Source organism: Sulfurimonas sp., from assembly GCF_023228785.1.
Taxonomy (GTDB): domain Bacteria; phylum Campylobacterota; class Campylobacteria; order Campylobacterales; family Sulfurimonadaceae; genus Sulfurimonas.
The window spans coordinates 1-26,544 of the sequence record NZ_JALOAN010000033.1 but is presented as its reverse complement, the minus strand read 5'-3'; the positions used below and the strand labels follow the sequence as shown (position 1 = coordinate 26,544).

General features: G+C 35.2%; 28 protein-coding genes and 1 pseudogene. 18 read left to right on the top strand and 11 right to left on the bottom strand.

The window, feature by feature from the left end; genetic code table 11:
- Together M0Q24_RS08920 and M0Q24_RS08915 are read left to right on the top strand one after the other, a co-directional pair.
- A partial coding sequence (locus tag M0Q24_RS08920; RefSeq protein ID WP_295049849.1) for an ArsB/NhaD family transporter occupies positions 1-707 on the top strand: 707 nt, incomplete at its 5' end.
- Between the two features lie 123 nt (positions 708-830).
- Entirely contained in the window at positions 831-1,145 is a 315-nt protein-coding gene (locus M0Q24_RS08915; RefSeq protein ID WP_295049846.1) for a c-type cytochrome, read from the top strand.
- A 37-nt stretch (positions 1,146-1,182) separates the two neighbouring features.
- Here the strand turns inward: M0Q24_RS08915 and M0Q24_RS08910 are convergent, their stop codons facing one another.
- Complete coding sequence (locus tag M0Q24_RS08910) at positions 1,183-1,386, bottom strand: RNA-binding S4 domain-containing protein (protein WP_295049843.1); 204 nt, start codon at positions 1,384-1,386, stop codon at positions 1,183-1,185.
- Positions 1,387-1,455: 69 nt separating this feature from the next.
- On the opposite strand from M0Q24_RS08910, the gene M0Q24_RS08905 reads away from it, so the two are divergent.
- On the top strand, positions 1,456-2,028 hold the full coding sequence (locus tag M0Q24_RS08905) for a putative metalloprotease CJM1_0395 family protein (RefSeq protein WP_295049840.1): 573 nt from the start codon (positions 1,456-1,458) through the stop codon (positions 2,026-2,028).
- Positions 2,029-2,049: 21 nt separating this feature from the next.
- Here M0Q24_RS08905 and M0Q24_RS08900 read toward each other — a convergent pair whose 3' ends face one another.
- Entirely contained in the window at positions 2,050-2,592 is a 543-nt protein-coding gene (locus tag M0Q24_RS08900; protein ID WP_295049837.1) for a hypothetical protein, read from the bottom strand.
- A 236-nt stretch (positions 2,593-2,828) separates the two neighbouring features.
- On the opposite strand from M0Q24_RS08900, the gene M0Q24_RS08895 reads away from it, so the two are divergent.
- On the top strand, positions 2,829-3,047 hold the full coding sequence (locus tag M0Q24_RS08895) for a cold-shock protein (RefSeq protein WP_295049834.1): 219 nt from the start codon (positions 2,829-2,831) through the stop codon (positions 3,045-3,047).
- A gap of 191 nt (positions 3,048-3,238) precedes the next feature.
- Complete coding sequence (locus M0Q24_RS08890; RefSeq protein ID WP_295049831.1) at positions 3,239-3,679, top strand: hypothetical protein; 441 nt, start codon at positions 3,239-3,241, stop codon at positions 3,677-3,679.
- Here the strand turns inward: M0Q24_RS08890 and M0Q24_RS08885 are convergent.
- On the bottom strand, positions 3,645-4,700 hold the full coding sequence (locus M0Q24_RS08885; protein ID WP_295049828.1) for an acetate kinase: 1,056 nt from the start codon (positions 4,698-4,700) through the stop codon (positions 3,645-3,647). The two genes, M0Q24_RS08890 and M0Q24_RS08885, sit on opposite strands and share 35 nt — an antisense overlap.
- Positions 4,700-6,781, bottom strand: a complete 2,082-nt coding sequence (gene pta, locus M0Q24_RS08880) for a phosphate acetyltransferase (RefSeq protein WP_295049825.1) — start codon at positions 6,779-6,781, stop codon at positions 4,700-4,702. Before pta ends, M0Q24_RS08885 begins: the two co-directional genes overlap by 1 nt.
- Positions 6,782-6,890: 109 nt before the next feature.
- Between pta and M0Q24_RS08875 the strand changes: the two genes are divergently transcribed.
- Positions 6,891-7,397 (top strand): ferritin, encoded by a 507-nt coding sequence (locus M0Q24_RS08875; protein ID WP_295049823.1) that lies wholly within the window; start codon positions 6,891-6,893, stop codon positions 7,395-7,397.
- Between the two features lie 2 nt (positions 7,398-7,399).
- On the opposite strand, the gene M0Q24_RS08870 is transcribed toward M0Q24_RS08875, so the two are convergent.
- Complete coding sequence (locus M0Q24_RS08870; RefSeq protein WP_295049822.1) at positions 7,400-7,819, bottom strand: GNAT family N-acetyltransferase; 420 nt, start codon at positions 7,817-7,819, stop codon at positions 7,400-7,402.
- A gap of 162 nt (positions 7,820-7,981) precedes the next feature.
- Here M0Q24_RS08870 and M0Q24_RS08865 point away from each other — a divergent pair, with 162 nt between their 5' ends.
- From M0Q24_RS08865 to M0Q24_RS08845, 5 genes are all read left to right on the top strand, one after another.
- Complete coding sequence (locus tag M0Q24_RS08865) at positions 7,982-10,231, top strand: nitrate- and nitrite sensing domain-containing protein (protein ID WP_295049819.1); 2,250 nt, start codon at positions 7,982-7,984, stop codon at positions 10,229-10,231.
- Between the two features lie 9 nt (positions 10,232-10,240).
- Positions 10,241-12,508: a methyl-accepting chemotaxis protein gene (locus M0Q24_RS08860; RefSeq protein WP_295049816.1), complete on the top strand. Its 2,268-nt coding sequence runs from the start codon at positions 10,241-10,243 to the stop codon at positions 12,506-12,508.
- A gap of 108 nt (positions 12,509-12,616) precedes the next feature.
- Positions 12,617-14,224: an ABC-F family ATP-binding cassette domain-containing protein gene (locus M0Q24_RS08855; protein ID WP_295049813.1), complete on the top strand. Its 1,608-nt coding sequence runs from the start codon at positions 12,617-12,619 to the stop codon at positions 14,222-14,224.
- Positions 14,225-14,226: 2 nt separating this feature from the next.
- Positions 14,227-15,078 (top strand): DUF5718 family protein, encoded by an 852-nt coding sequence (locus M0Q24_RS08850; protein WP_295049810.1) that lies wholly within the window; start codon positions 14,227-14,229, stop codon positions 15,076-15,078.
- A 3-nt stretch (positions 15,079-15,081) separates the two neighbouring features.
- Positions 15,082-15,426, top strand: coding sequence for a translation initiation factor (locus M0Q24_RS08845; protein ID WP_295049807.1), 345 nt, complete (start codon positions 15,082-15,084; stop codon positions 15,424-15,426).
- On the opposite strand, the gene M0Q24_RS08840 is transcribed toward M0Q24_RS08845, so the two are convergent.
- From M0Q24_RS08840 to surE, 6 genes are all read right to left on the bottom strand, one after another.
- Positions 15,423-16,136 (bottom strand): pirin family protein, encoded by a 714-nt coding sequence (locus M0Q24_RS08840; protein WP_295049804.1) that lies wholly within the window; start codon positions 16,134-16,136, stop codon positions 15,423-15,425. The two genes, M0Q24_RS08845 and M0Q24_RS08840, sit on opposite strands and share 4 nt — an antisense overlap.
- A 110-nt stretch (positions 16,137-16,246) precedes the next feature.
- On the bottom strand, positions 16,247-16,498 hold the full coding sequence (locus tag M0Q24_RS08835) for a thiamine biosynthesis protein ThiF (RefSeq protein WP_295049801.1): 252 nt from the start codon (positions 16,496-16,498) through the stop codon (positions 16,247-16,249).
- Positions 16,482-16,862, bottom strand: coding sequence for a hypothetical protein (locus tag M0Q24_RS08830; RefSeq protein ID WP_295049798.1), 381 nt, complete (start codon positions 16,860-16,862; stop codon positions 16,482-16,484). The genes M0Q24_RS08835 and M0Q24_RS08830 overlap by 17 nt, the downstream gene beginning before the upstream one ends.
- A gap of 9 nt (positions 16,863-16,871) precedes the next feature.
- The gene (locus M0Q24_RS08825; RefSeq protein ID WP_295049795.1) at positions 16,872-17,771 is read right to left on the bottom strand and encodes a hypothetical protein; all 900 of its coding nucleotides are present in this window, start codon (positions 17,769-17,771) and stop codon (positions 16,872-16,874) included.
- Between the two features lies 1 nt (position 17,772).
- Entirely contained in the window at positions 17,773-18,411 is a 639-nt protein-coding gene (locus M0Q24_RS08820; protein WP_295049792.1) for a ThiF family adenylyltransferase, read from the bottom strand.
- Between the two features lie 3 nt (positions 18,412-18,414).
- On the bottom strand, positions 18,415-19,200 hold the full coding sequence (gene surE, locus M0Q24_RS08815; RefSeq protein WP_295049789.1) for a 5'/3'-nucleotidase SurE: 786 nt from the start codon (positions 19,198-19,200) through the stop codon (positions 18,415-18,417).
- Between the two features lie 90 nt (positions 19,201-19,290).
- Between surE and M0Q24_RS08810 the strand changes: the two genes are divergently transcribed.
- The 7 genes and pseudogenes from M0Q24_RS08810 to M0Q24_RS08780 form a co-directional block, all read left to right on the top strand.
- The gene (locus tag M0Q24_RS08810; RefSeq protein ID WP_295049786.1) at positions 19,291-20,070 is read left to right on the top strand and encodes a TOBE domain-containing protein; all 780 of its coding nucleotides are present in this window, start codon (positions 19,291-19,293) and stop codon (positions 20,068-20,070) included.
- A gap of 391 nt (positions 20,071-20,461) precedes the next feature.
- A complete protein-coding gene (locus M0Q24_RS08805; protein ID WP_295049783.1) occupies positions 20,462-21,484 on the top strand; it encodes an ABC transporter substrate-binding protein in 1,023 nt (340 codons plus the stop codon).
- The gene (locus M0Q24_RS08800; RefSeq protein ID WP_295049780.1) at positions 21,481-23,712 is read left to right on the top strand and encodes a TonB-dependent receptor; all 2,232 of its coding nucleotides are present in this window, start codon (positions 21,481-21,483) and stop codon (positions 23,710-23,712) included. Before M0Q24_RS08805 ends, M0Q24_RS08800 begins: the two co-directional genes overlap by 4 nt.
- A gap of 8 nt (positions 23,713-23,720) precedes the next feature.
- Entirely contained in the window at positions 23,721-24,740 is a 1,020-nt protein-coding gene (locus tag M0Q24_RS08795) for an iron ABC transporter permease (RefSeq protein ID WP_295049777.1), read from the top strand.
- Complete coding sequence (locus M0Q24_RS08790; RefSeq protein ID WP_295049774.1) at positions 24,731-25,543, top strand: ABC transporter ATP-binding protein; 813 nt, start codon at positions 24,731-24,733, stop codon at positions 25,541-25,543. Before M0Q24_RS08795 ends, M0Q24_RS08790 begins: the two co-directional genes overlap by 10 nt.
- Complete coding sequence (gene modD, locus M0Q24_RS08785) at positions 25,527-26,345, top strand: ModD protein (RefSeq protein ID WP_295049771.1); 819 nt, start codon at positions 25,527-25,529, stop codon at positions 26,343-26,345. Before M0Q24_RS08790 ends, modD begins: the two co-directional genes overlap by 17 nt.
- Positions 26,342-26,544, top strand: a pseudogene (locus M0Q24_RS08780) (hypothetical protein); the annotation flags it as partial. The gene modD and the pseudogene M0Q24_RS08780, both read left to right, overlap by 4 nt.

Here is a 26,544-nt window from a genome sequence, read left to right as displayed (position 1 = left end):
CAATCTTTGCATCAATAATTGTTCTTTGGATCTACTTTCGTAAAGATATACCTTTTAGAGTTGATGTCTCTAGTTTACCAGAAGCATCTTCTGTCATTAAAAATCAAACTATGTTTAAATTCTCTTGGTTTTTCTTATCTCTGCTGATGGTTGGTTATTTCATAGGGGATCTATATAGCCTCCCAGTCTCTCTTTTTGCTCTTGGCGGGGCATTGGTATTTTTAGTAATAGCAAGTCATTTCAAGGCTGTAAAACCAATAATGACAATAAAAGCAGCACCTTGGCAAGTGGTTTGGTTTAGTATAGGTCTCTATGTAGTTGTATATGGTTTAAAAAATGCAGGTTTTACAGAAGTTATAGCTTCTTGGATAGTCGAGTTGAGCAAACATGGAACTACAGTAGCTATCATAGGAACAGGCTTTTTATCTGCCATAACAAGCTCCATAATGAACAATATGCCGACTATTATGATTATGGATATTGCGATAGATCATGTCGGGTACGCAGGAAATGAGACACTTGTATATGCAAATATCTTAGGCTCAAACTTAGGTCCAAAAATGACACCAATTGGCTCACTTGCAACTCTTCTTTGGTTACATGTTTTAGCTCAAAAAGGAGTTAAAATAACATGGAGCGAATATATGAAGGTTGGACTTGTTATAACACCACCTGTATTACTTGTAGCACTTATTGGTTTGATTTAGACTTTAATATAATAACTAGAATATAAATAATTTTACTCACTAAATGAACAATTATTATTCATATAAGTATTCTTTAACAATTAGTAAAGTAAAATGAAACTTAATTAATGGAGGTTAAAAAAAATGAAAAAAATTGTTATAGTGCTATTACTAGCAAGTATAGGTTTATTGGCAGCAGATGGTGAAAAACTTTACAAACAGCGTTGTTCATTGTGTCATGGTGAAAATGCTCAGAAAAGTCCTCTTGATGGAGTTGCAGCAATAGCTGGTATGGATGTAACTGTCTTAGCTCTAACAATAAGGGCATATAGAGATCAAGATAGTAGAGTTGGAGCTTACACTATGCACAAAAGTAGTCAACTTATGAAAGATTCAACTTCTGGCCTTACTAGAGACATGATTGTTGCTATTGCTAAATATGTTAGTGAGTTAAAATAACCTAAGTATATATGTCGAATTTTTCGGCATATATCTTTTATTTAACTTCTATGCGAACTTCAGCTATCTCTATCACGTCATTAGAGACTATTTTTGCTCTTTTTTTAAGTTCTGTATCACCATTTCTCTTAACAAGTCCCTCAGCTATAAGCCTCTTCGCATCACCACCACTGTCTACTAAATCCAATACCTTTAAAAGTTTAAAAAGTTCTATGTAATCATCTTTAAGTTCAAATATCATAATCTTTCCCATTTGTTTAATTATGAAATAATAGCTTATTTTAACTTACTCGTTTGTATAATTGATATTATGAACATTTCATCAAGTACACTTTATTCTACTAGCACTAGTTATCAAGCTTCTTTTACTCAAAAAGAAAAAGAGCAAGAGGAACAAACACAAGAAGAGAGTGCTCTGCAAAAAAAATCAGAAAATGAGCTTAGTGCAGATGAAAAAAGACTTGTTTTAGATTTACAATCAAGAGATACTGAAGTTCGCGCACATGAAGCCGCTCACCAAAGCGGTGGAGCTGCAACTGGCGGTGCGTCTTATACCTACCAAAAAGGACCTGATGGTAGAATGTACGCTATCGGAGGCGAAGTATCTATCTCTTACAAATCTGGCTCAACTCCGCAAGAGACTATTGCCAATGCAGATGCAGTTATAGCAGCAGCTCTAGCTCCAGCAAATCCCAGCGGACAAGATCTAGCGGTAGCTTCAAGTGCAAATATGATGAAAATAAAAGCACAACAACAACTAGCACAAGAGGTCCAAGAAAAATTAACTGGAAAAGAGACATATAAAAATGAAGCAGATAAAGATAACACTTCTAAAGATGAAAAGAGTGAGGATGAGTCTAAAGGACTAGATATCCCAGCCTAAGACTCTTTTTATTTTTAACTATTAAACCTCTTCATTTATGATAGAAAAGCCTAAATCATGCATAGCTTTATCTACCATTTCAGTGGCTTTTGCCATAGTTGTTTGAGAAATTTCAGGAAGCTTTCCTCCCCACATTTTCTCAGCCTCTGCGAAACCTTTAAGCATTCCTTCTCTACCAGCACGAAGTTTATCTTCATCTCCACCTGCGCCATTTATAACAAAGTTTGCTATTCGCTCTGAAGTTTGTTTTATACCAAAAATGCCATCTTCGCTTACAAGTTCTGCAGCCTCGTCTTTACTTAATTCTGCGATTGGTTTTCCGCTGTATCCAATATCATTTAAGAAACCTTGAAAGTCATTATAATTTTGCTCAAAACTATCTTGGCTTGAAAAAGTACTTTGGATGGTAGTAGAATTAAAAGCCATCGCTAAAGAGTTTTTATTGAGCTGCTCTTTAATCTCTTTGACCTCATCTTGAGAAATCTTCTCAGTATATAGAGGCTTTATGATATTTGAGTTTTTTACAGCAGGGCTAATTGCACCCATATTTGATGATATTTGCATAATATATCCTTTGTTTGTTACTATAGTTAACATATCGACAAATAACCCCATTTGTTTAACACTTGTTATATTGCTTTAAATGAAACATTTAAGATATACTACTTTTGATGAAAAGATGAGGCTCGAGTTCATCTTTAGTGTGTAATTTAGTAATATGCTCAATTGTGACCCTAAAGACTCTCCAATTTTTGACTCCACTTCTAAGGAAGTGATTATTTTATGCATGAGGTATTGCAATGGCAGAATTACAAGACGGTTCAGTTAAATGGTTTAACGAAGAAAAAGGTTATGGTTTTATTCAACAAGATAATGGCGGAAAAGATGTGTTCGTACACTTTCGTCAAGTAAACCACACTGGTGGTGGTAGAGTTTCTCTAACAGAGGGACAAAGAGTTACTTTTGAAGTAGGCGAAGGTCAAAAAGGCCCACAAGCTGAGAACGTAACACCTTTATAATCCACACATAAACCCCTCTTTTGGGGTTTATACTACTTTTAAATCTTCATAAACTTTCTACAAAACAACTTAAAAAACAACTCTCAAATCTAATATACAGACAACAATCTATGACTAGCTTTTCTATTTACAAAAGAGAGCTATACTGATATTCATAAAGACCAAAAGAGCTCAAACTTTAAGGATACAAAATGAAAAAAAATCAAAATATTTTATCTTTAGTTTTACTAACTTCTTCTTTAACACTTTCACCACTTTTTGCATCATCAATAAATCCACAAGCTAGATCTCAATCAAATTCTCTATCAAACAATATAGCCAACAATCTTTACTCAAGAGGGATAGATAGAGATGCTTCTAAGAAAATAGCAAAAAGAATTTTTGATAAGGATGATGGAGCTACTGACGTTATGCTAAGAAACTTGCAAAACAACTACACAACAATCTCAAAACAAGAGATAGTAAACTTTCTCTCAACCGAGGCACTTCTTAGTAAAAGTGTAGATCTAAGCTCTTATGATTACTTAGTAAGTATGGTTTATAAAATAAAAAATAAACCTCTCTCAGATAAGAGTTTAAAAGAGTTAAACTCCATCGCTAAGAAAAACTATTTTTACTCTCAGAATCTTTAAAAGTTAAACACTGCCTAGCAATTTCTAACTCTTCATTGGTTTTTATAACCAAAATAGGTATCTCTTTTGCTAGTGTTTTATCAACTATTTTTTCTCTAATATAAGCTGAATTTTCTCCTATCCCTCCACTAAAAACTATTGCATCTACTCTTCCTAGTAGTGCCATATAAGCACCAACATATTTCTTAACTCTTCTCGTCATTATGTTTATTGCTAGTCTTGATCTCTCATCCTCTTGCTCTAGTATATTTCTAATATCGCTACTTCCACAAAGTCCAAGCAATCCTGACTTTTTATTTAAGATCTCATCAACTTTATCACGGCTCATACCTAGATCTCTTTGCATATACAAAACTATAGCTGGATCTATATCTCCAGATCTTGTTCCCATAACAAGACCTTCAAGCGGAGTAAAACCCATGGAAGTATCGATGCTCTTGCCATTTTCTATAGCACAAGCACTCGCACCATTTCCTAGATGCAGAGTTATAATATTTAACTCGCTTTCATTTTTGTTTAACTCTTTAGCTGCCTCTTTTAAAAGATAAGAGTGAGAAGTTCCATGAAAACCATACTTTCTTATCTTATGTTTTTCGTACAAGTCAAAATCTAATGCGTAGAGATAAGCTTCTTGTGGCATCTCTGAGTGAAAAGCTGTATCAAAAACTGCTACTTGAGCTAAGCTTGGTGCCTTTTTCTTTGCTACTACAATACCCTCTAAGTTTGCAGGATTGTGAAGTGGTGCGAGATGTGCTAGATCTTCTAATTTTTCTATAACTTCTTCATTTACTAAAGTTGGTTTTGTAAATTCCTCTCCACCATGAACCACGCGATGCCCAATTATATCTATGCTTGTAAAATCCACTTCTATTAACTCTAAGGCTTGACTATGACTTTTAATAGGAGAGTTTTTCTCACCTATTTTTTCCACAACTTTAGAATAAATTACTTCATTAGTTTGCATATTAAAAAGCTTAAATTTTAAAGATGAACTTCCTGAGTTTATAACTGCTACTCTCACTATTTTTGTCCTGCTTGTATTGATGTTATGGCGATGGTATTTACTATATCTTCAATACTACATCCACGGCTTAAATCGTTGATAGGTTTATTTAGTCCTTGAAGAATTGGTCCTATGGCGATGGCTCCACTTGAGCGTTGGACTGCTTTATAGGTGTTGTTTCCAGTGTTTAGATCTGGAAATATAAAAACACTAGCCTCCCCTGCTACCTTTGAGTTTGGAAGTTTTGTTTTTGCCACGCTTGCATTTACCGCTGCATCATACTGAATCGGCCCTTCTATAAGTAGGTTTGGTGCTTTTTCTTTTACTATTTGTGTTGCCTCTCTTACCTTATCTACATCCGCACCACTTCCGCTCTCTCCTGTTGAGTATGAGAGCATCGCAACTTTTGGCTCTATACCAAAAGCCGCTGCAGTCTGTGCTGATGAGATTGCAATTTGAGCTAGAGTTTGTGCATCTGGATCTTGGACAATTGCACAATCTCCATAGACTAAAACTTGAGTCTGCATACACATAAAAAAGACACTTGATACTACTGAAATATCCGGCTTTGTTTTTATGATCTGAAGTGCTGGTCTTATAGTCTCTCCAGTTGAGTGAACAGCTCCACTTACCATTCCATCAGCGAGTCCGAAGTGCACCATCATTGTTGCAAAATAATTTGCGTGTTGCATAGCCTCTATGGTTGCTTCTTTACTCAGTCCTTTATGCTTTCTCATCTCGTAAAATTTTTCTGCAAACTCATCTAAGAGAGAAGATTTTTTATAGTCTATAATAGTTGCATCCCCTAGATCTAGTCCTAGTCTTAAGTAGTTTTCTCTAACTTCAGCTTCATCTCCTAGAAGTATGATGTCAGCTACTCCTCGTCTTTGTGTTATCTCTGCAGCTCTTAAAACTCTCTCCTCCATGCTCTCTGGTAGGACTATTCGTTTTTTGTTTAGTCGTGCTAATTCAAAGAGTTTGTACTCAAACATCATCGGAGTCATTACATCTCTCTTTGATGATTCTATCTTTGTTTCTATATGTTTGATATCAACATTTGAGTTAAAAAGCCCAAGCGCTAAAGAGATCTTTCTCTCACTTGTAACTCTTAGCCTAGCGTTTATATTTGAGATGTTTTTTGCAGTCTCATAAGTATCTGTTTCAACTAAAAGAAGCGGAATGTTAAAATCCTCAAGTCCATCTATAAGCTTTTGTATATTTTTATGAAGATGCATTCCAAAAGGCAGAACTATTGCGTTGATATTTGGATAGTTTTTAGAGTACATTGCACAGATAAGTCCGACTATAATTTCCGAGCGATCAGCTGGAACGACAACTAAATCATCTTCTTCTATGTGATCTAAAAAATTATCCAGATTCAAAGCTGCAACCTTGATACCTTTTATAATTCTAGTATGATCTTTTTGCCCAAGTTTTATAGGTTTTGCATCTAGGGCTTCTATAATATCTTGAACATTTATACGATCTAGTTCTGTTAACTCTTTAAGAAGATATGTATTTATTTTGTTTTTACTTAGTCTTGTTTGAAGTTCATTATAATTTTCATCACTTAGTCTATTGACAAAAGTTGCAAAAGATTCACATCCTTCTGCGCTTATATTTTGAGCTTCCATAAGTATGCTTTCATAAACTTCTTGTGCAGTTAAGTTTTTTGCACTTATGACATTTATGATAGAGCTTGAGAAGTTTTGAGCTATCTTTATGTTTAGATCATAGTTTATTGTTGTAGTTAAAAAAGATCTTCTTATCCCTTCACAAAGAACAAAGTCATACTCACTCTCTAACTTTTTAAACTTCGTGATTAGTTGGTTTATTAACTCATTAAATCGCCCAGATGACAGCATCATCTCAACATATTCTATGTCATATCCATAAGTATCTTCATACTTCATATCAATGCTATATCTATTTAATATAAACTCAATATCTTTATCAACTTTATCTTTAGATAAGATAATAGGTCGAAAAAAAGCAACGCGGTGCAAGTTTCTTTTTAGTATCTCCATCATGCCCATAGAGACAAACAACATTCCAGCACTTTTTTCTTGTGCAGATATATATAGTGATTTTATTTTCATAAAGTTATGATAGAGTTTTTGTGATTAAAAGTAGTATAAAGTAGCCTAATTAGTTTATCGTTTATTAATACTCATTAGCCTACAATAGATAAAATTTAAGGAGAAAAAAATGATTTCTAAAAAAATGAAAAAAGACTTAGAAAAGCAACTTAATCACGAATTTTATTCTGCTTACCTCTATCTTGCAATGTCTGCATATTGTAGCAACAAAGATTTTAATGGCGCAGCAAATTGGTTTAAGATGCAGTATGAAGAAGAACATATGCACGCTACAAAAATATATAACTATCTTATAGAACAAGGTATGCATGTTTCACTAAAAGCGATTGCAAAACCACCTAAGAATTTTGGCACCATCTTAAATGTTTTTGAGTTAAGCCTAGAGCATGAGCAGATGATGACTTCAAGACTAAATAACTTAAGTGACTTAGCTCTAAAGTCAAAAGATCACGCTACTTACAATTTGCTACAATGGTTTGTAAATGAGCAAGTTGAAGAAGAAGCTTCAGTTTCTGAAATCATCTCTAAGTTAAAGCTTGTAAAAGAAGATGGTTATGGTCTCTTGATGATAGATAACGAACTAGCTACTAGATCTACTCCAGCAGCTATCGCATAATTTTAGACAAGTGTTTTGAGAAAAATGTAACTTTTTTTCTCAAAACCATTTTTTTCATAAAATCTATGAGCATCAACTCTTGTAAAGTTTGATGATAAAATAATATTCTCACACATAGATGCTCTTGCATAATCATTTAAGAAGTCAAGCATCATGGTTCCATATCCTTTTGATTTATACTTATCACCACTAACCAAATCAAAAACATATAAATGTCTTTTATGATAAAGGTTTGTCTGTACAGCCACCCCTGCGTAAGTAATAAGCTCTTCACCTTCAACTATACCAAACATAGTATAATTCATATATCTCATATCATAGATGAGATCTTCAAACTCTTTATATGAGAGTTCACCTCTTAATTGCTTTAATACACCATAAGCCATTTCTAGCTCTTTTAAATCTAGTTCTCTTATTTGCATTGCTTATTTTACAATAACTTTGAGGTAAATTTTAGTTACAATAATGAATAGTTTTTTTAAGTTATTTCAAAGGTCACTATTATATCAATGAATAGTTCTTTTTTGTTATCTTAATAAATAAACAAAACAATGTAAATAAACTTTAAAATAGAGGGGTTTGATATGATGAAAAATATGTCGATTAGAAATAAGCTAATCTTCTTAAGTACTATTACTTTTATAGTGATTGCTCTGTTTTCTCTTAAAGGTGCTTACGATACTTGGAGTGAGTTTAACAACTCAAAAGAGACTGCCTCTTTGATAAACTTATCTGTAAAAATGAGTGCTGTACTACATGAACTTCAAAAAGAGAGAGGTGCAAGTGCTGGATTTATAGGTTCTAACGGTGAAAGCTTTAAAGAGATCTTACCAAAACAACACAGTGACACCGATCTAAAAATAGATGAGCTTGAAACTTACATTATTTCTCACAACTCTATTGCCTCATCAAAAGTTAAAAATGAGATAAATCTTGGTTCAGTTCAAGAGATGAGAAAAAAAGTAAACACTCTTAGCTGTGAAGTAAAAGATGCTGTCTCTTTTTATACTGCCTTAAACAAGCAACTTATAGATATGATAAGTAACTTCTCAACAATCCCCCAAAACAATTTTATAAGAACTGCTTTTAATGGTTTTGCTATTTTTATCTCTTCTAAAGAGAGAGCCGGAATAGAGCGAGCCGTTTTGTCTGGAGTATTTGCAAAAGGAAGTTTCACAAGAGCAACTGCTGCAAAGTTTGCATCTTTAGTCTCTGAGCAAAATGCCCTCACAAATCTCTTTTTAAATGTCTCTGATACAAACATACAAAGCCTTTACGAAACAACAACATCTGATACTTCATTTGCAGAAGTAGATAAGTTTAGAGCTATAGCAGAGTCAAAAGAGAGTGAGTTTGGAGTAGATGCAACAGTGTGGTTTAAGACCATTACCAAAAAAATCAACAAACTTAAGGAGTTTGAAGATGCTCTTGCAAAACATACCTTAGATCTCTCACAAAACATTGTTTCTTCCTCCTTTCAAGCTCTTATTGCTGTACTAGCTGGCACAATTATTATCCTCACTTTTTTAATATACATCTCAAGTAGTGTATCTATTGGTATCACAAGTTCTATAGAAAGATTTAAGTCCATCATTGGAGGAATCACAACAAATGGTGATCTTTCGGTATCAGTTGATAGAAGATCTGAGTCTAGAAATGAGATGGATGATATAACTCAACTTCTAGCTACATTAGTAAACCTCGTCAAAGAGTTAACTTCAAGAATCAACACCTCTGTACATAAGGCTTCTCAAGGAGATTTTAGTTATGACTTAAACTCTAAAGGCTTAAATGGTGACTTTGCTGAGGCTATTAAAAATGTTCAAGATGGTATACATGCAATGAAAACATCTCATGAAAAGCAGTTGTTTATAAACTTTAGCTCACAAGTTAGAGGGGTAGGAAGTATCGGAGAAGGTTTAGGTCTTATTCAAAATGAGATGTCAAGCGTTATAAAAGAGTTAAGTGTCGTACAAAGTACAACAAAGCACACAGCTCAAACGTCTAATGACTCTATGAGTGCAGTAGAAGATATTTTATTAAAACTACAAAACCTAGTAGAACAAATAAGTGATAGTAACTCCTCTATAGGTGGCTTAAATGATCAAACAAATGAGATCACTTCTATTGTTGATCTTATAAAAGACATAGCAGAACAGACCAACCTTCTAGCTCTTAATGCTGCAATAGAAGCAGCTCGTGCAGGTGAGCATGGACGAGGATTTGCAGTTGTTGCTGATGAAGTAAGAAAGTTAGCTGAGAGAACTCAAAAAGCAACTAGTGAGATAACTATCTCTATAAACTCTATGAAACAAGAAGCTAGTAATATCTTAGGAAAGTCTGAAACAATGACAACTCTTGCAGATGAGGCTTCAGTTTCAGTTGAAGAATTTAATGATACTATGAGTAACTTAAACTCTGAAGCCATTGAAATGGCTGATGTTATAAATGATATGGAGAACAAAGTCTTTATTGTTTTAGCTAAAGTCGACCATATTATCTACAAATCAAATGCCTATGACTCAATTATCGCAGCAGATAAGAGCAAGGCATTTAGTAAACATACTGAATGTAGACTAGGAAAATGGTATGAGAGTGATGGTAAAGAGAGATTTGGAAATACAGAGGCATATAAAGATGCCTTTGTACCACATAAAACAGTTCATGAAAGTGTGCTAAATAGTATCATTTTCTTTGATGAAGAAGATACAAGAATAGAAAATCAAGAAACAATAGTTAAAAATCTTGAAACTATGGAAGCCAATAGTGATAGACTATTTGATGCTCTAAATGATATGCTTGCACAATACAAAGGGAACAACCAAAAAAATTAAAGGATATAAATGAATATAAAGAGTATAAAATTTAAAGTCATCACCCTGATGGCATTATCCCTGTTAGTTATGGCTCTTAGTATTATGTCAATATCGATAAGTCGAGCATCTGACTCTCTAGTAGATAGCAATATGGCACTCTTAGATGCTGTAAAAGAGTCTAAAAAAGAGCATCTTCTCGACTTTTTTCAATCCTTAGAAAATCTTCTTAGCTCTCGCACTGCTGATTCTGCAACAGTTCAAGCTATGTGGTCTTTGGATGAGAGTTTTTTAGAGCTAGAGTCTCTTGAAGATATAAGCCTTGATGAGATGAGATCAAAACTTCTACAACACTACAAAGATGAGTACTTACCAAATATCAACTTTGATATAAAAGGTGTTAAACCTAAAAAAGCAGCTGAAGAGTATCTACCAAAAACCAAGCATGCATTAATAGCACAATACTTATATATAGTAGATAACGAACATAAGCTCTCTCAAAAAGACAATCTTATGATGAACAAAAATCATAAAGAAGAGTACTCCGCCAATCATGTTCAGACCCACCCAACTTATGAGCAGATCTTAAAAAACTATGGACTCTATGACATCTTTATTGTAAATGCTAGTGGCGATATCGTCTACTCAGTTAAAAAAGAAAAAGATTTTGGTACTAACTTGATAAATGGAATTTATGCAGATTCTGGACTAGCCCTAGCCTTTAAAAAAGCCTCAAAGACTCCAAAAGATAACGTAGCTTTTTCTGACTTTAGCACTTATGAGCCAAGTTATAATGAACCAGCAATGTTTTTAGCATCTCCACTTTTCTTTAGAGATGATTTTGAAGGAGCCGTTATATTTCAGCTTCCAAAAGATAAGATAAACAGCGTTATGAACTTCAAGGGTGACTTTGAAAAAGCTGGGCTTGGAGCAACTGGAAAAGCAAATTTAGTATCTCTTGATGGAGCAATGAAAAATGATAGCCGTTTTTTAGATGTTATAAGTGATGCTAACGTAAAAATAGCAAAGACAACAGTAGGCACATACAATATAGCCTCTAAATCCTTAGATAAAATAAAAGAAGGCGAAAATGGCTCGTGGATCGTAAAAGATCATAGAGGCATTGAAGTTTTAAGCTCTTATGCTCCTATAGAAATATTTGGTGAATCTTGGGGGATTATCGTTGACATTGATGAAGCTGAAGTTTTAGGAAATGTAAACGACACAAGAGATATGATAGTTACTATATCTATAGTTATTATCTTAGTTTTAATGCTCATAAGTATACTTTTAGTACAAAAGTTTATCATCTCAAAACTAAACACACTTCAAGATGCTTCATATAACTTAGCTAAAGGCGAGGGAGATTTAACAAGCAAGATCATAGTCCCTCTTGGCGATGAAATCTCAGAAATCGCTCAAAACATAAATGCTTTTATAGACAAAGTTCGCATAACAGTCTCAGAAGCAAAAACATCATCATCTCAAAATACTCAAATATCTCAAACCCTATCAGAAACATCTTCAAGTATGAAAGTAAAAGCTACACAAGAGAGTGAAATAGTTAATAACGTTTCATTAGAAGGTAAGGATCTACAAGATATTTTAGGCAAATCTATAGAACAAGCTAAGATTACAAAAGATGATATAAACTCAGCTGGAGAGACATTAAAAGGTGCAAATAAACAGATCATCCATCTTGCAAATGAGATACAAAATAGAGCAAAAGATGAACTAGAACTCTCCCACAGACTAGAACAGTTAAGTGCAGATGCAACTCAAGTCAAAGATGTGCTTGTAGTAATCTCTGACATTGCAGATCAAACAAATCTACTTGCACTAAACGCAGCCATTGAAGCAGCGCGAGCAGGTGAGCATGGACGAGGTTTTGCGGTAGTTGCCGATGAAGTCCGTAAACTTGCAGAGAGAACTCAAAAGTCACTAGGAGAGATAAATGCGACCATTAGCGTGATAGTTCAATCAGTCATAGATGCGAGCCAAAGTATCTCAAACAATGCAAAAGCTATCGAAATTCTCTCTTCTGATGCGAACAATGCTCAAAGTGAGATAAACACAAGTATGGTCTCATTGGAGCGTTCGATTATTCAAGTTGATGAGACTGTTAATGGCTATATTGAAAACTCTAAGACAGTTGAGTCTATGATTCATAAAGTCTCAGAGATAGAAGTAATCTCTACTGAAAATAAAAAGAGCATGGATGATATCTCAAATGCATCTTCAACGCTAACGCAGATGACGATAAGCTTAAATGATATACTAAAAGGTTATAAGACATAAAAGAGTATAATCGCGCTTTAAACAACTCTTGGCTATAATCCGCGAAAAATAGCCCAAACAAATCTAAGATAAGTTTGTATTGGGCAAATCCACCTAAGAGAAACAATCATGGTAACTGTACGAAATCTAATTATGCGTTATGGAAATAGAGTACTATTTCAAGACATAAACCTAAAACTAGACCGTAATAAAAGATACGGTCTCATCGGTGCAAACGGTGCTGGTAAAACAACTTTTTTAAAAATCCTAAGTGGTGAGATTAATGAGTATGATGGCGAGATCATCATTCCAAAAGCAAACAAAGTTGGAGTTCTAGGACAAAATCAGTATGCTTATGAAGACTACACCATAATGGACGCAGTTCTTTATGGCAACAAAAGACTCTTTAATGCTATAAAAGAAAAAGAAGAGATCTATGCAGCTGGCGACTTTGAAGATGATGCTGTAAATAATCGTTTAGCAGATCTAGAAGTTATCTGTGTTGAAGAAGATCCAACTTATGAGTATGATGTAAATATAGCTAAAATTCTTGAAAATGTTGGCATCGGTTCTGAGTTGCATCACAACCTTATGAGCACACTAGATAGTGCAGATAAATTTAAAGTTCTTTTAGCTCAAGTTCTCTACCCAAGACCAGATGTTTTGTTTCTTGATGAGCCTACAAATAACCTTGATATTGAGACTATTAGCTGGTTAGAAGATGAACTACAAAGACATCAAGGAACTATGGTTGTAATCTCACACGATAGACACTTTTTAAATGCAGTTGTTACAAATATCTTAGATGTTGATTATCAAAAGATCCGTGAGTTTACAGGAAACTATGATGATTGGTACATAGCTGCAAATGTAATGTCAAAGCAACTTGAACTTGATACTGCAAAAAAAGAGAAAGAAAAAGAGCAACTTGAAGCCTTTGTTCGTCGTTTTAGTGCAAATGCTTCTAAAGCAAAACAAGCAACTTCAAGACAAAAACAACTTGAAAAGTTAAATATTGAAGATATCAAACCATCTTCAAGAAGAGATCCAAGTATAGTTTTTAAAGCTGCGAGAGTTATGGGTGATGAAGCACTTCATGTCATAGATGTGAACCATACTTATTCTGATGGAAACGAAGTTCTTAAAGATATAAATCTTAAGTTCATTCCAGGTGAAAAAGTAGCCCTAATCGGACCAAATGGCGCTGGTAAAACAACACTTTTAAAGATCCTTATGGAAGAGATTAAACCTACAAGTGGTGAAGTTCATTGGGGTGCTACAATTGAGAACTCTTACTTCCCTCAAGATACGGCAGACATTATAAAAGGCGATGGAACTCTATATGACTGGTTAAGAGGCTTCGATCCAAAAAGAGATATAGCTGAGATAAGAAACTGCTTAGGCAGGATGCTCTTTAATGGAGAGCAACAAGAGAAATCAGTTGTGAGTATCTCTGGTGGAGAAAAGCATAGAATGATGCTTAGTAAAATGATGCTTGAAGGTGGAAACTTCCTAGTTTTAGATGAACCATCAAATCACCTAGATCTAGAGGCTATTGTTGCTCTTGGTGAAGCTTTACATGAGTTTAAAGGCAATGTTATCTGTGTATCTCATGACCGTGAACTTTTAGATGCATTTGCATCACGCATCATAGAGATCCATGCAGATGGAAGAGTAACAGATTTCAAAGGCACTTACGAAGAGTATGCAGAAGCAAAACAAAGTGGTACTTTATAAAAATGGCAAAATATAAAAAGTTTTTAGGACTAGGCATAGCTGGAAATTTTGCTCTTCACTTGGAGCAAGCTGGAGAGATGGAAGATTTTAAAAATATCATAACCGCAGATGAAGCTGCTCCAAAAGGGATGTTTCCCTTTTATATTCCTGAGCCGCCAAATTTGGACAATGGCCTAATCCTAGAGGCAAAAAGTAGCTTAAGTATATATCCTCTATCAACATCACATATCAAACTTCCAAATGAAGATACTAATGTTCAAGCTGAGCCTGAAGTTGGTCTTATTTGTGACTTACATTATAGTGCTGGAAAACTTACAAAAATAATACCAACTTACTTTGGTGCATTTAATGACTGCTCTATTAGAGTTGCAAATGCAGATAAGATTAGCGACAAAAAAAACTGGGGAGAGTGTTCTAAAGGACTTAGCAACACTCTCATAAAAATAGATAAATTTAAAAAGGGTGGAGTAATGGACTCTTACTCAATTGCAAGTTTTTTACGTCGTGATGGAGAACTCCATGCTTATGGAGAAGATGTTGAGATAAGTGGATATAGCTACTTTTATCAAAAACTACTTGATTGGATGGTTTATCAGATAAATACTCAAGAGAATTACGGTCCTCTTGAGCCGATAAACCAATACATTGCAGCTTGTTCAAACCCCAAAGAAGCCATTATCAGTATTGGTGCTACTAGATATACAGAGTTTGGTGAGAAAACATTTTTAAAAAAAGGGGATGAAATTTTTGTAGTTTTATATCCAAAAAACAATATCACAAAAGAAGAACTCTTAGAAAATATAGAAAATCAAACAAATCGAAATATAAGCATACTCTCTCAAAGAGTTATATAAGCTATGAGTAGAGGCAAAAAACTAGACATCTTCATCGGTGCAGATATAGATGATAGCTGGGCACAGGTTCAATCCCCAAGAGCCTCACAAATCGGCAATGAGATCTTAGAACCACAAAAACACATGCTTATCTTTGCAAAAGAGAAAAGGAGAGGCAAAACTGTAACCTTAGTTGGTGAATTTTTCCTCTCCAAAGAAGATGCAAGCAAAACTCTAAAACTTCTTAAAAAAAAGCTCGGCTGTGGTGGAGCTTTTAAAGATTGCTGGATGGAGTTTCAAGGCGAAGTAAAAGATGAGATAAAAACTCTTTTAGTTGCTGAGGGCTTTAGAATTAAGCATAATCACTAAAGTTTTAACTCCTCAAGCATCTCTATAAAAAGAAAGTGACTCTTCTCTAAGGCTTTTATACTTAAGTTCGTCTCTTTTATCACCTCCATCGCATCGCCATCATCAAGGGCAATTCCATCTATGTCTGAGCTTCCCTCTATTTGAACAAAATATACTTGTCTCTTCTCTTTTATAGGAAATTCCAAAACCTTACCCTCTTCAAGCTCGCTTACAAAAATATTTACATCTTGATAGAGTTTTATCTCTGCATCTCCCTCTTGTGATGAGACTATATTTAAGAGTCTGTTCTCTCTTTGGGCTTTTTTATAGGGGTGTGAGCCGTAGAGTGTAGGAAGGTTTTTCTCTGGTGGAACTATCCAGATCTGAAGTAGTCTTAGATCTTTGCTTGTGTTTTTGTTATGTTCTGAGTGCATAACTCCATTCCCTGCACTCATGTACTGCACTTCACCACGTCTTAATGTCTCAGAGTTTCCCATAGAGTCTTTGTGTGTTAGTTCTCCATCTACGATATAAGATACGATCTCCATATCACGATGTGGGTGCATCTCAAAGCCACTCTTTGGGTGAACAATGTCATCATTTAGAACTCTCAAAACTCCAAAATTGATATTGTCATGATTTCTATACTCTGCAAAAGAGAAATGAAAACGACTCTCAAGCCAACCTAAGTTTGAGCTACCCATATTTTCTTTTGGTAATTTTCTAAACATTTTCTCTTCTCTCCTTTATCTTTTACTTCTATAACTATATCAAATTTTGCTCTATATAATTTTATCTCCGTTTTATATGAACTGCTAACTCAAAAATGCTCTTTACTTTACTAAACTCTTTTCATCTTAGAGAGATCAAACTCTATAGTCTCATCTTGGCAAACTATATTCAAGACACAAACACTCTTAGAAATAGTAAGAGCATTTTTCACGCCTACTAAAAGCTCAATATACTCTTTTGTATCTGGATCATAAGCCTTTAAGATCTCATCTTTTACCATAAAAAAACGCCCTCCTCCACAGCCGTCGCCGATTATGCCTTCACAAACTAGATCTCTATCTAGATCAAAACCATGACTCATCTAAACACTCCTCTTTTGCATCTTTTATAAACTCTTTAAACTCACTTGAGTTCGTATCTTGTGCCTTGTACTCTTCATAGGTGAAACTTTTAAAGAGTGCTTCATCTACACATTTGCAAAGTTTCGTATCGTTTGCATCAGCACAAGTTGAGATGAGTTCTTGTTTTTGAGTCTCATTCCAGCCAAAATAACTCTTATAGTATGGATACAAAACCCATATAGCAAAGCCTATTGTTACTACAATATTTACTATATACTCTTTTTTTTTAGTCTGGACATATCTTTTTATATCATAAGATATAAGTATTAAAAAGAGTATCTCTAGACTTATATTAAACCAGTCACTATTTAAAAAATCAAACAAAACAAACCTCTACCATTTAAAATTAGGACGCAAGATGAGTTGATGTCTATCTATCCCCTCTTCTTTTAACTCTCCCTTATATTTCTCTCCCGTATTGTATAAATAACCTAGACTTAGTCCAAAACTTATTTTATGCCTCAAACTAAGTGGCCATTTTTTCTCTACTATAAACTCTGCCTCAGCGAGTTTTAGTGTGTCTGAATTTATCGCTAACATAGTTGAGAATGCAGTGTTATAGATAAAGGAGTACTCGTTCTTTTTGTAGTCAATACTGCTTCTTTTTGCACCTATATATATACTGTTTGAAAAATATGGGTTTTGATGTATCTTCGTACCTACTCGAAAACTCCAGTCTAAATCTCGCTCATCAGTCTTTCTTGTTCCTTTTATACTAAACTCTACATTATACCACTTGTCATAATGGGCTATATTATCTTTGATAGAATAGTCGCTAACACTTACACGAAAGCCTGTATAGGCTCTATTACTTCCTATATGGCTATCTTTTTCATTCTTAAAAACCATCATCCTACCTAAGAAAAAAGAGAAAGAGTAAGGCTCCTCAAAACCTGCAGTTATAACTTTTACAGGATTAAAATCATTTCTTTTTGATCTTTCATAAGTACTTTCATGGTGATCCCTAAAATACAATCCGAACAGGCTCATAGGATGAATTGAAGTTTCAAATAAAAAGATATTTGGATTAAAAGTGTTTTTAACTAGATCTGTATATATATCTTCCTCTGAATACTTCAGAGCATCTGTGACATTGTTTTCTCTATCTAGATCTATAAACATTATAAGATTTGAGTAATAAGCATCTACTTCATAATCATAACTTATCAAATCATCTGCAAAAAGACTACTCCACATACTAACAATAATAAGTGGAATTAAAAAAAATTTCACCCTACTTCTTTGTGAGGATTCTAACAGCCTCAGAGCACATAGCCAAACCAAAAGATGCTGTTACTCCCATAAAACTACCTTTTTCTTTTACTTTTGCTTCTTCAGATGAAAATATGACTCTATACTTTTTATTAAAACCTCTTTTTCTTAGCTCATAACGGATCTTAGAACCGAACTTATCCCCGTAGCTCTTCCAAATATCATCCACTTTTATCTTAGTTGGATCTAGTCTTTTTGCACTTCCAAAAGAAGAGATAAGTTTTTTGTAGCATTTTTGTGCAAGGGCAAGTTTTGCTTTTGTGTCATCGATGGCATCTAAAACTAAGTCAAACTCATCAAAGTCAAACTCTTCTACCCAGATCTCATCTATCTTTTCATTTATGATTTTTATGTTTGGATAGTGTTTTTTAAATGATTCTACTTTTGACTCACCTAAGTGAAGTTCGGAGAGCAGTTGTCTGTTTTGGTTTGACTCATCAAAACTATCAAAATCAACTATAGTTATATCACTAATACCGCTTCGCACTAGACAATCAAGACAAAAACCACCAACTCCACCAACACCTAAAAGAAGTATTTTTGCATCTTCTAGCCTTGAGAAATCATCCCCTAATAGAGTTTTAATGCGATCAAATCTCAAGATCTACTCTATCCACTCTTTAAGCTTTTTCATACTTTTATATGCGCTTAGATCTAGATGTATAGGCGTTATAGAGACATATCCAGCTTCAATAGCTTCATGATCACTCACCCCACCTGAGCCTTCTCTTGGTGAAAAACTTAGTGGATGTAAACCTAACCAATAGTGCTCTTCCCCACGAGGATTTCTATGAACATGTGAATCATTTGCGTAAAATCTATATCCAGCATAAGTTACTTGCATCTTAGCTTCACTTATATCTGGTGGGATATTTACATTTAAAAATTCCCTTTTTGGAAGTGGAAATGAGCCATTTTTTATCTTGAGCACTAGCTCTTTTATAATTTTTTTAGCCAAAGAAAAATCGCCCTCTGGGTTTGTAAAGTCCATCACTTGGCTGATAGCTATTGAAGGAATATCGTGTAAAACTCCTTCCATTGCTCCTGCTGCAGTTCCACTATAAGTTATATCTTCACCCATATTTGAGCCGCGATTTATTCCACTTATGAGTAGATCTGGTTTTCTATCAACAAAAATTGTACTTAAAGATAGATAGACGCAATCACTTGGAGTTCCATCATCTAATTTATAAAAATCATCATCTACGCTTACAAATTTCAGAGGACGAGTCAGTGTTAGTGAGTGTCCACAAGCAGATTTTTCATTTGCAGGAGCTACAACTGTCACTTTTACATCATCTAACTCTTTTAAAGCTCTAACTAAACAGAGCAATCCTTTTGCCTCATAACCATCATCATTTGTTACTAAAATTCTGTATTTATTTTTCATGGACGTATTTTATCATCTCAAAGCAAAATCTTTGCAAAACATATATTTAGATATGATTTTAAATAAACTTTTGCTCATAAGGATGTAGAGATGAAGATAGATGGTCGGTTTTGGCTTAGTAAAGATGGCGAGAGTTTTTTAGGCTCAGGTAGGATCCAACTCTTAAAAATCATAGAAAAAACAGGCTCGATGAATGCAGCTGCAAAAGAGATGAAGATGAGTTATAAAGCAGCTTGGGAGAGAGTTAACAGCATGAATGCCCTAGCCGATGAGCCTCTTATCACAAGGACTACAGGGGGCCGTGGCGGTGGTGGGACTACTCTTACTCCATACGCACATCAACTCATTCAAACTTATGATAGACTCCGCGCGGTACATGCTAAGTTTATAGATCGTTTTGCAGAAGCAGGCGGTGATGCAGATAGACTAGAAAGTATTATAAACAGAACTTTTTTAACAACAAGTGCTAGAAATCAACTACCCTCAAAAGTAAAAAGCATCACACAAGATGAACTAAGCACAAATCTTGATCTCTCTCTCTTAGGAGATGTCTCATTAATCTCAAACATTACTGCAAAATCAGCTAAAGACATGGCACTTCACGAGGGTAGTGACACTTACGCTATCATAAAATCAAGTGATATAGAGATAGTAAAAACCGCACCAAAAGCTCATAAAAACTTAAATATCATGCAAGGAATTATAGACTCCATAGAGACTTCAGAACACTCGCTAGAGATAACATTTAAGGTAAATTCCTCCCTATCTTTAATCGCGGCCATAAGTAGAGACACTTTGGATACTAGTTTAGAAGTTGGATCAAAAGCTTACGCAATTATAAACACAAAAAATATAATTATAGGTTTGTAAAAGCTTTAAAGTTTACTTTAAGAAACTTTAGTTTAAACTTCGTTATATCTATTTGGACATAACGTTTAATTAAAGACCAATTATTTTGTCTTCTTAAGAAGAATATTTTGAATTTATTTATCGTTATGTCAAAAAAGATTTAGCGTATTCATAACACGATAACTACACTTCAACAGAGGGTATTTGTTTGCACAAATACCCTCGCTTGAGGCGTTAGCGCTTCATATGTCTAGTGAGCCTTTTTTATTCTCCTCTTGTTGGTTAAAAAAAATGCATTATTCAACTCTCTTGTTAGGTGTCCCCTTGCAAGCAACCTTTTTTACAAGAAAAAAAGTGTCTCACAAGATTTTTACAGACAAAACAAAACAAACCAATCAAGGACTAAATCAAAATGCAAACAATTTCAAAGTTGATACTACTACTAATTTTAACTCTCTCATCTCATGCAAAAATTCTAAAAGATAGAGCAGGAGTAGATGTTGAAGTTCCACAAAATATACAAAAGGCTTTTGGCTCATCGCCACCGATGAACTACCTTCTATATGCACTAAACCCAAAAAAAATGTCAGGTCTAAACTTTAAAGCGAAAAATAACAACAACGATGCAAGTGAAGAGTTTTTATCAAAAGAGTTTCTCTCTCTTGATGTCATTGGCTCTTTTCATGGCGGTGGACAGAGCATAAATCTTGAGACAATAATCAAACACCGACCAGATTTGATTCTTTTATGGGAAGATGACCTGCTTGTAGAGAGAGTGAAGTCCGAGATAGAAAAAACAAAAATTGCTACTATAACACTACCTTTTAGAAAGATAGAAGATATGCCCTATGCATTTTCTTTTGCAGGTGAGGCGATAGATGAAAAACCAAGAGGAGACTTGCTAGCCTCTTATGCATCTAAGGTTATAGAGGAGGTTAGTGAGTCTCTAAAGGGTGCCGAGCCTATAAAATACTACTACGCAGAGGGAGTTGATGGACTCTCTACAGAGTGTCACATCTCTTTTCATGTAGAGGCTTTAAACTTTGCAGGCGGAGATAATGTTCATAGATGCCAGCAAGGTGCTGTTTTAGGACTAGAGAGGATAAGTTTTGAGACACTTCTATCTTATGACCCAGAGATTATCATCGCTCAAAACGAGCTTGTTTATAAAAACATCTTCTCAAATCCTATCTGGAAGCACTTAAAGGCTGTAAAAGCGAACAGAGTTTACCTTGTGCCAAACAAACCCTTCAACTGGATAGATAGACCGCCATCTTTTATGCGCATCATCGGCATACAGTGGCTTACAAAGATATTTCATCCAGAACTTTACAAAATCGACTTAGCACAAAGAATAAAAGAGTTTTATAGCTTGTACTTAAATGTAGAGTTATCTGAAGAACAAATTAAACAAATATTAGGAGAAAAAAATTGAAAAAAAGAGTTCTACTGCTATCTCTGATGGCATCAAGTCTGCTCATAGCTAATCCCATCAGTATAGAAAGAATCGTAGTTAGTGCCCAAAATGAAGATAGTGACTATCTTTATATGCAAGATGCAAACCTTAGTGAGTCTAAAAATCAAGAGAGTTTTACAAAAAAAAGTATCAAGGTGCTAAGCTCACATGCCAACATGAACCCCTTTTCAGTCATAGCATTTTCGCCATCTGTAAACTTTTCACCAGTTGATAGCGCAGGTTCAAACGAGCCATCATTTCACGACCCTATTCGTATCCGTGGTAAGAGCCAAACAGGTCCTGGTGGAGTTTTCATGTTAAACTCGATGCCCGTTTCTAGTAATCCAGGTGGTGGAAAACATATGGTGGATCTAGAAAACATTGCTTCTATTGACCTTTTAAAAGGCTACATGCCAGTCGATAAAAATCTTGGGTTTTCATCTCTTATAGGTAAAGTGGATATGAAGATCTTAGCTCCATCTAAGGTTACAAAAACAACACTCTCACAATCTTTTGGTTCTGATAGTTTTAGTAGAACATTTATGCGAGTAGATAGTGGTAAAGTTGGTGATTTTTCTGCTTTTGGATCTCTCTCTTTTCTTTCAAGTGACAAAAACAAAGGGAGTGGAGATCTAGATAGATTTAACGCAATGCTAGGATTTTCTTATGAGCCAAATGACCAACTAAAGGCTGATGTTTATGTCATAAAAAATCGTGACAAACACCACAATTACGATAGTCTAAGTTACTTAGAGACTAAAAATCTAAAGAGCAACTATAACAAGGATTACTCTTCATTTAAAAAAGCAAGTAGCAATGACTACTATGACTATAACAAACAAGATTTTGAGACTACTAGTGTTTTAGGAGATATCACTTATAAGCCAACTAGTAAAGATACGATCTCTTTTAAAGCTTACTACAAGCAAGATGAGGGTGATTATTGGTGGTCAAATGCTAAAATGACCGATGTAGTTATGAACTGGAATATGGATCATGAGCTTTACGGTGCTGTTGCATCATATGAGCATGAGTTTATGAAAGAGCTCAAAGTAAAACTAGGATATTGGTACCACAGACAACAGCCTCCTGGACCTCCAAGTGATCAAAAAAAGTACAAAGTAACTCCGAGTAGTGATCTGAAATTTGCTGGCTATGCAGTTTTGTCTAAAAACGATTATCACACACTACAATCTCCATTTATCGAAGCTAGTGGAGAGATCTCTAAGTTTAACTACTCTGCTGGAGTTAGATACCAAACATTTGAACTCGGATCCATAAAGAGTTTTGGTAATGGTACAAATGCCTCAACTAGCCCCAATTATGACGCGGCTATTGCAAATGGCACACTAGATCCTTGGGCTAGTGTTGAAGCAAGAACATTTTATACATTTTTGCCATCACTATATCTTGGATATGAACTGAGTGATAGTAGTGCTATTTATGCTGATTATACTCGTACTTATGGGTTTAATGTAAACTTATTTCCAACTTATTCACAACAAAGAGCTCAATTTGTAGCTAAAGGCGTAACACTTGAACAGCTTTGGGGCAAGCAAGATCTTGAGATCTCAGAAAATATTGATCTTGGTTCAAAGATCTTAGTAGGAGGAGTTACACTAAACCCTTCTCTTTTTGTATCTTTTATAAAGAACAAACAAGCAAATATATTTGACCCATCTCTAAATGTAGGCTATCCTTCAAATGTTGGAGATGCGCTTGGTTATGGAGCAGAATTTGCAGCTAGTGGTGCGATTAGAGATGATTTAGAGTTTTTACTAGGTCTCTCATATAACAAATACTATTTTACGCAAGACTTTACAACTTCAACTGGTAGCTCATCTGATATAAAAGGCAATCAACTCCCAGATGCTCCTGAGGTAATGATAAAGGCTGCTCTTTCTTACTACATAGGCAGATGGACATTTTCTCCGAGTGCTAGATATACCTCAAGCAGATATGGTGATGTGGCAAATACTCAAAAAGTAGATGCTTTTACTATAGTTGACTTAGATATCTCTTACAAACCACAAGAATTTTTTGGCTCAAATGATGTCACTTTTAGAGCTACTGTTACAAACTTAACTGATGAGAAGTATATATCTACAATTATCACAGCTGACAATGCACTCTCTACAAGTGGTGCTTCAACCTACCAAACTGGTGCTCCTCTTGGAGTATTTTTTAGTGCAAATTTAAAATATTAAGGTTATAAATGTCTCATATAAATGATGCTAAATATCTAATCATCGCAACAATAATCTTAGCGATACTCTCAACGCTCTCACTCTTGTGGGGGCAGTTTGATATAAGCATCTCTACTTTTTTTGACTACTTAAATCACAAACTATTCTCAAGCCCAGCTACACAAGATTTCACTCTTATAGAGAGTATCATCTTAGATATTCGCCTTCCTCGTGTGCTACTCGCCATTCTCATTGGTGCTGCACTTGCGACGAGTGGAGCGGTGTTTCAAGCGATGTTTGTAAACCCTCTTGTCTCTCCTGGGATTTTGGGCGTTTTAGCAGGTGCATCTTTTGGAGCGGCTTGTGGGATGCTTATCTCTGAGCACTGGTTTATCGTACAGATTTTAGCTTTTGTTTTTGGTTTTGTAGCGGTTGGTTTTGCTGTTTTTATAGGCTCTATGGTTACAAACTCTCGCTCAACTGTGATGTTGGTTTTAGGCGGAGTTATCAGCGCCTCACTATTTACTTCACTTCTCTCCATCATAAAGTATGTTGCAGATCCATATAGCACGCTTCCAGCCATAGTTTACTGGCTAATGGGTTCACTCTCCATGGCAGAGCTAAATGAGACTCTACTTGTCGCCATCCCCATCACACTTAGTATCTTAGGGATGATCTTTATGAGTAAGTATTTTGATCTTATGAGCTTAGGAGATGAAGAGGCAAAAGCACTTGGTGTAAATGTAAAACTCATTCGCATCGTAGCTATCATCCTTGCTACTCTTGCAAGTTCTTTGAGCGTTGTTATGGCTGGGATTATTGGCTGGGTTGGGCTTATCATTCCGCATATCATACGCATGGCAGTTGGTCCATCGCATCGCTTACTTATTCCTCTTAGTGCGGTTATTGGCGCTATCTTTTTGCTATGTGCAGATGCTATCTCAAGACTCGCCTTAAGTGTTGAGATACCTATCGGGATTCTTACTTCACTTATTGGGATTCCTATCTTTATCATCGTTTTAAAAAATGCGAGGGCAGCATGGAACTAAATCCTATCATAGAGGTAAATGACCTCCACTTCTCATACAAAAATCACAAGGTCCTCTCTGGCATAAATTTTGAGTTAAACAGAGGCGAAGTGGTCTCTCTCCTTGGCATCAATGGCTGTGGAAAAAGCACACTTATAAAACTCATCCTAAAACTCATCCATACAGATGCAGATATAAAGATAGATGCTAAGGAATTAAAGAGCTACTCACACAAAGATTTGGCTCATAAAATCGCTTACATTCCGCAATATAACAACACACCATTTAATTATCAGGTTCTTGATATGGTGCTCATGGCTAGAGTCACAAAGCTCGGTTTTTTCGCACAACCTTCAAAAAAAGATTATGAAGTGGCAATGGCAGCATTGGAGAAAATCGGTATGGAGCATCTAAAAAACAGAGCTTTTGGACAACTTAGTGGCGGACAAAAACAGATGGTGCTTTTAGCTCGCTCTATCGCTCAAGAGGTCAACACTTTCATTATGGATGAACCAGTAGCTGGGCTTGACTATGGTAACCAGATAAGGCTTTTAGAGCTTATAGATTCACTTGCATCTGAGGGTTATACTTTTTTAAAAACCACTCACTATCCAGACCATGCACTTCTTATGTCTAGTCGTGTTGTTGTTATGCACGAGGGCGTTATTGTGGCGGATGATGCTCCTGAGATGATAATAACCTCACAGATGATAGAGAAGATTTACGACATAAAAGCAGATATCATAACTCATGGCAAGCACAAAAGATGTTTGCCGATTTTTGACACAAACAGACAGAAGGATTTACATGAACTTACTATATGAAGATTTGGGTTATTTTGACCTAACAACTCACGGACTTGGCATTGGCGAAAAACAGGCTACTATGAGTTTCGCACCAAAGGGTGAAGTTATCCTTTGCGGGGTTGATGAAGTTTTAAAAGTTATGAGAGAGCTAAATATCGAGCATAAGTTTCATAAAAGAGATGGCGATTGTGTTCAAGGTAAAGAGCTTATACTTGAGTGTAAGGGCGATGCCGCGAGTCTGCATAAAGCGTGGAAAATCTCTCAAAATATTTTTGAATATATGAGTGGAATAGCAACATATACCAACTCACTTGTCACAAATGCAAGAGAGATAAACCCTAAAATCAGCGTAGCAACTACTAGAAAAAACTTCCCTGGAGTAAAAGAGCTCATGCTAAAGTCTGTAATGGCAGGTGGTGGAGTTATCCATCGCATGGGGCTTTATGATAGCATCTTAGTCTTTGAGCAGCATCTTAATTTTTTTAAAACAAAAGAAGAACTTGAGAGCGCATTTTCTAAACTAAAGTATGAGTTTTTAGAGAAAAAAATAGCTGTAGAGGTTGAGGATTATGAGAGTGCTTCTTACTTTGCATCTTTAGGTGCTGATATACTTCAGTGCGAAAAGATGGAGTATGAGACTCTTAAAAAGTGTGTGGGTCTAAAAGAGCACTATCCGCATCTACTACTCTCTGCTACTGGCGGCATAAATGAGTCAAACATAGCAGAATTTGCAAAGTGCGGAGTTGATTTTATAGTTACTTCATCGCCCTATCACGCAAAACCACTTGATATAAAAGTTACCATCAAAGAGTCGTTATGAAGACAAGATTTATAAAACTCAAAAGCTTTTTTGGCTCTAGCATCATTGGAACACTTGGTGGGCTTATAGGACTTGGTGGAGCAGAGTTCAGATTACCATTTTTAGTAGGTATCCTTAAAATTGATACGCTCCATGCCATCATACTAAATCTCTCTATCTCTCTTGTAACAGTTTTCTTTGCGCTTATTTTTAGAGGAGT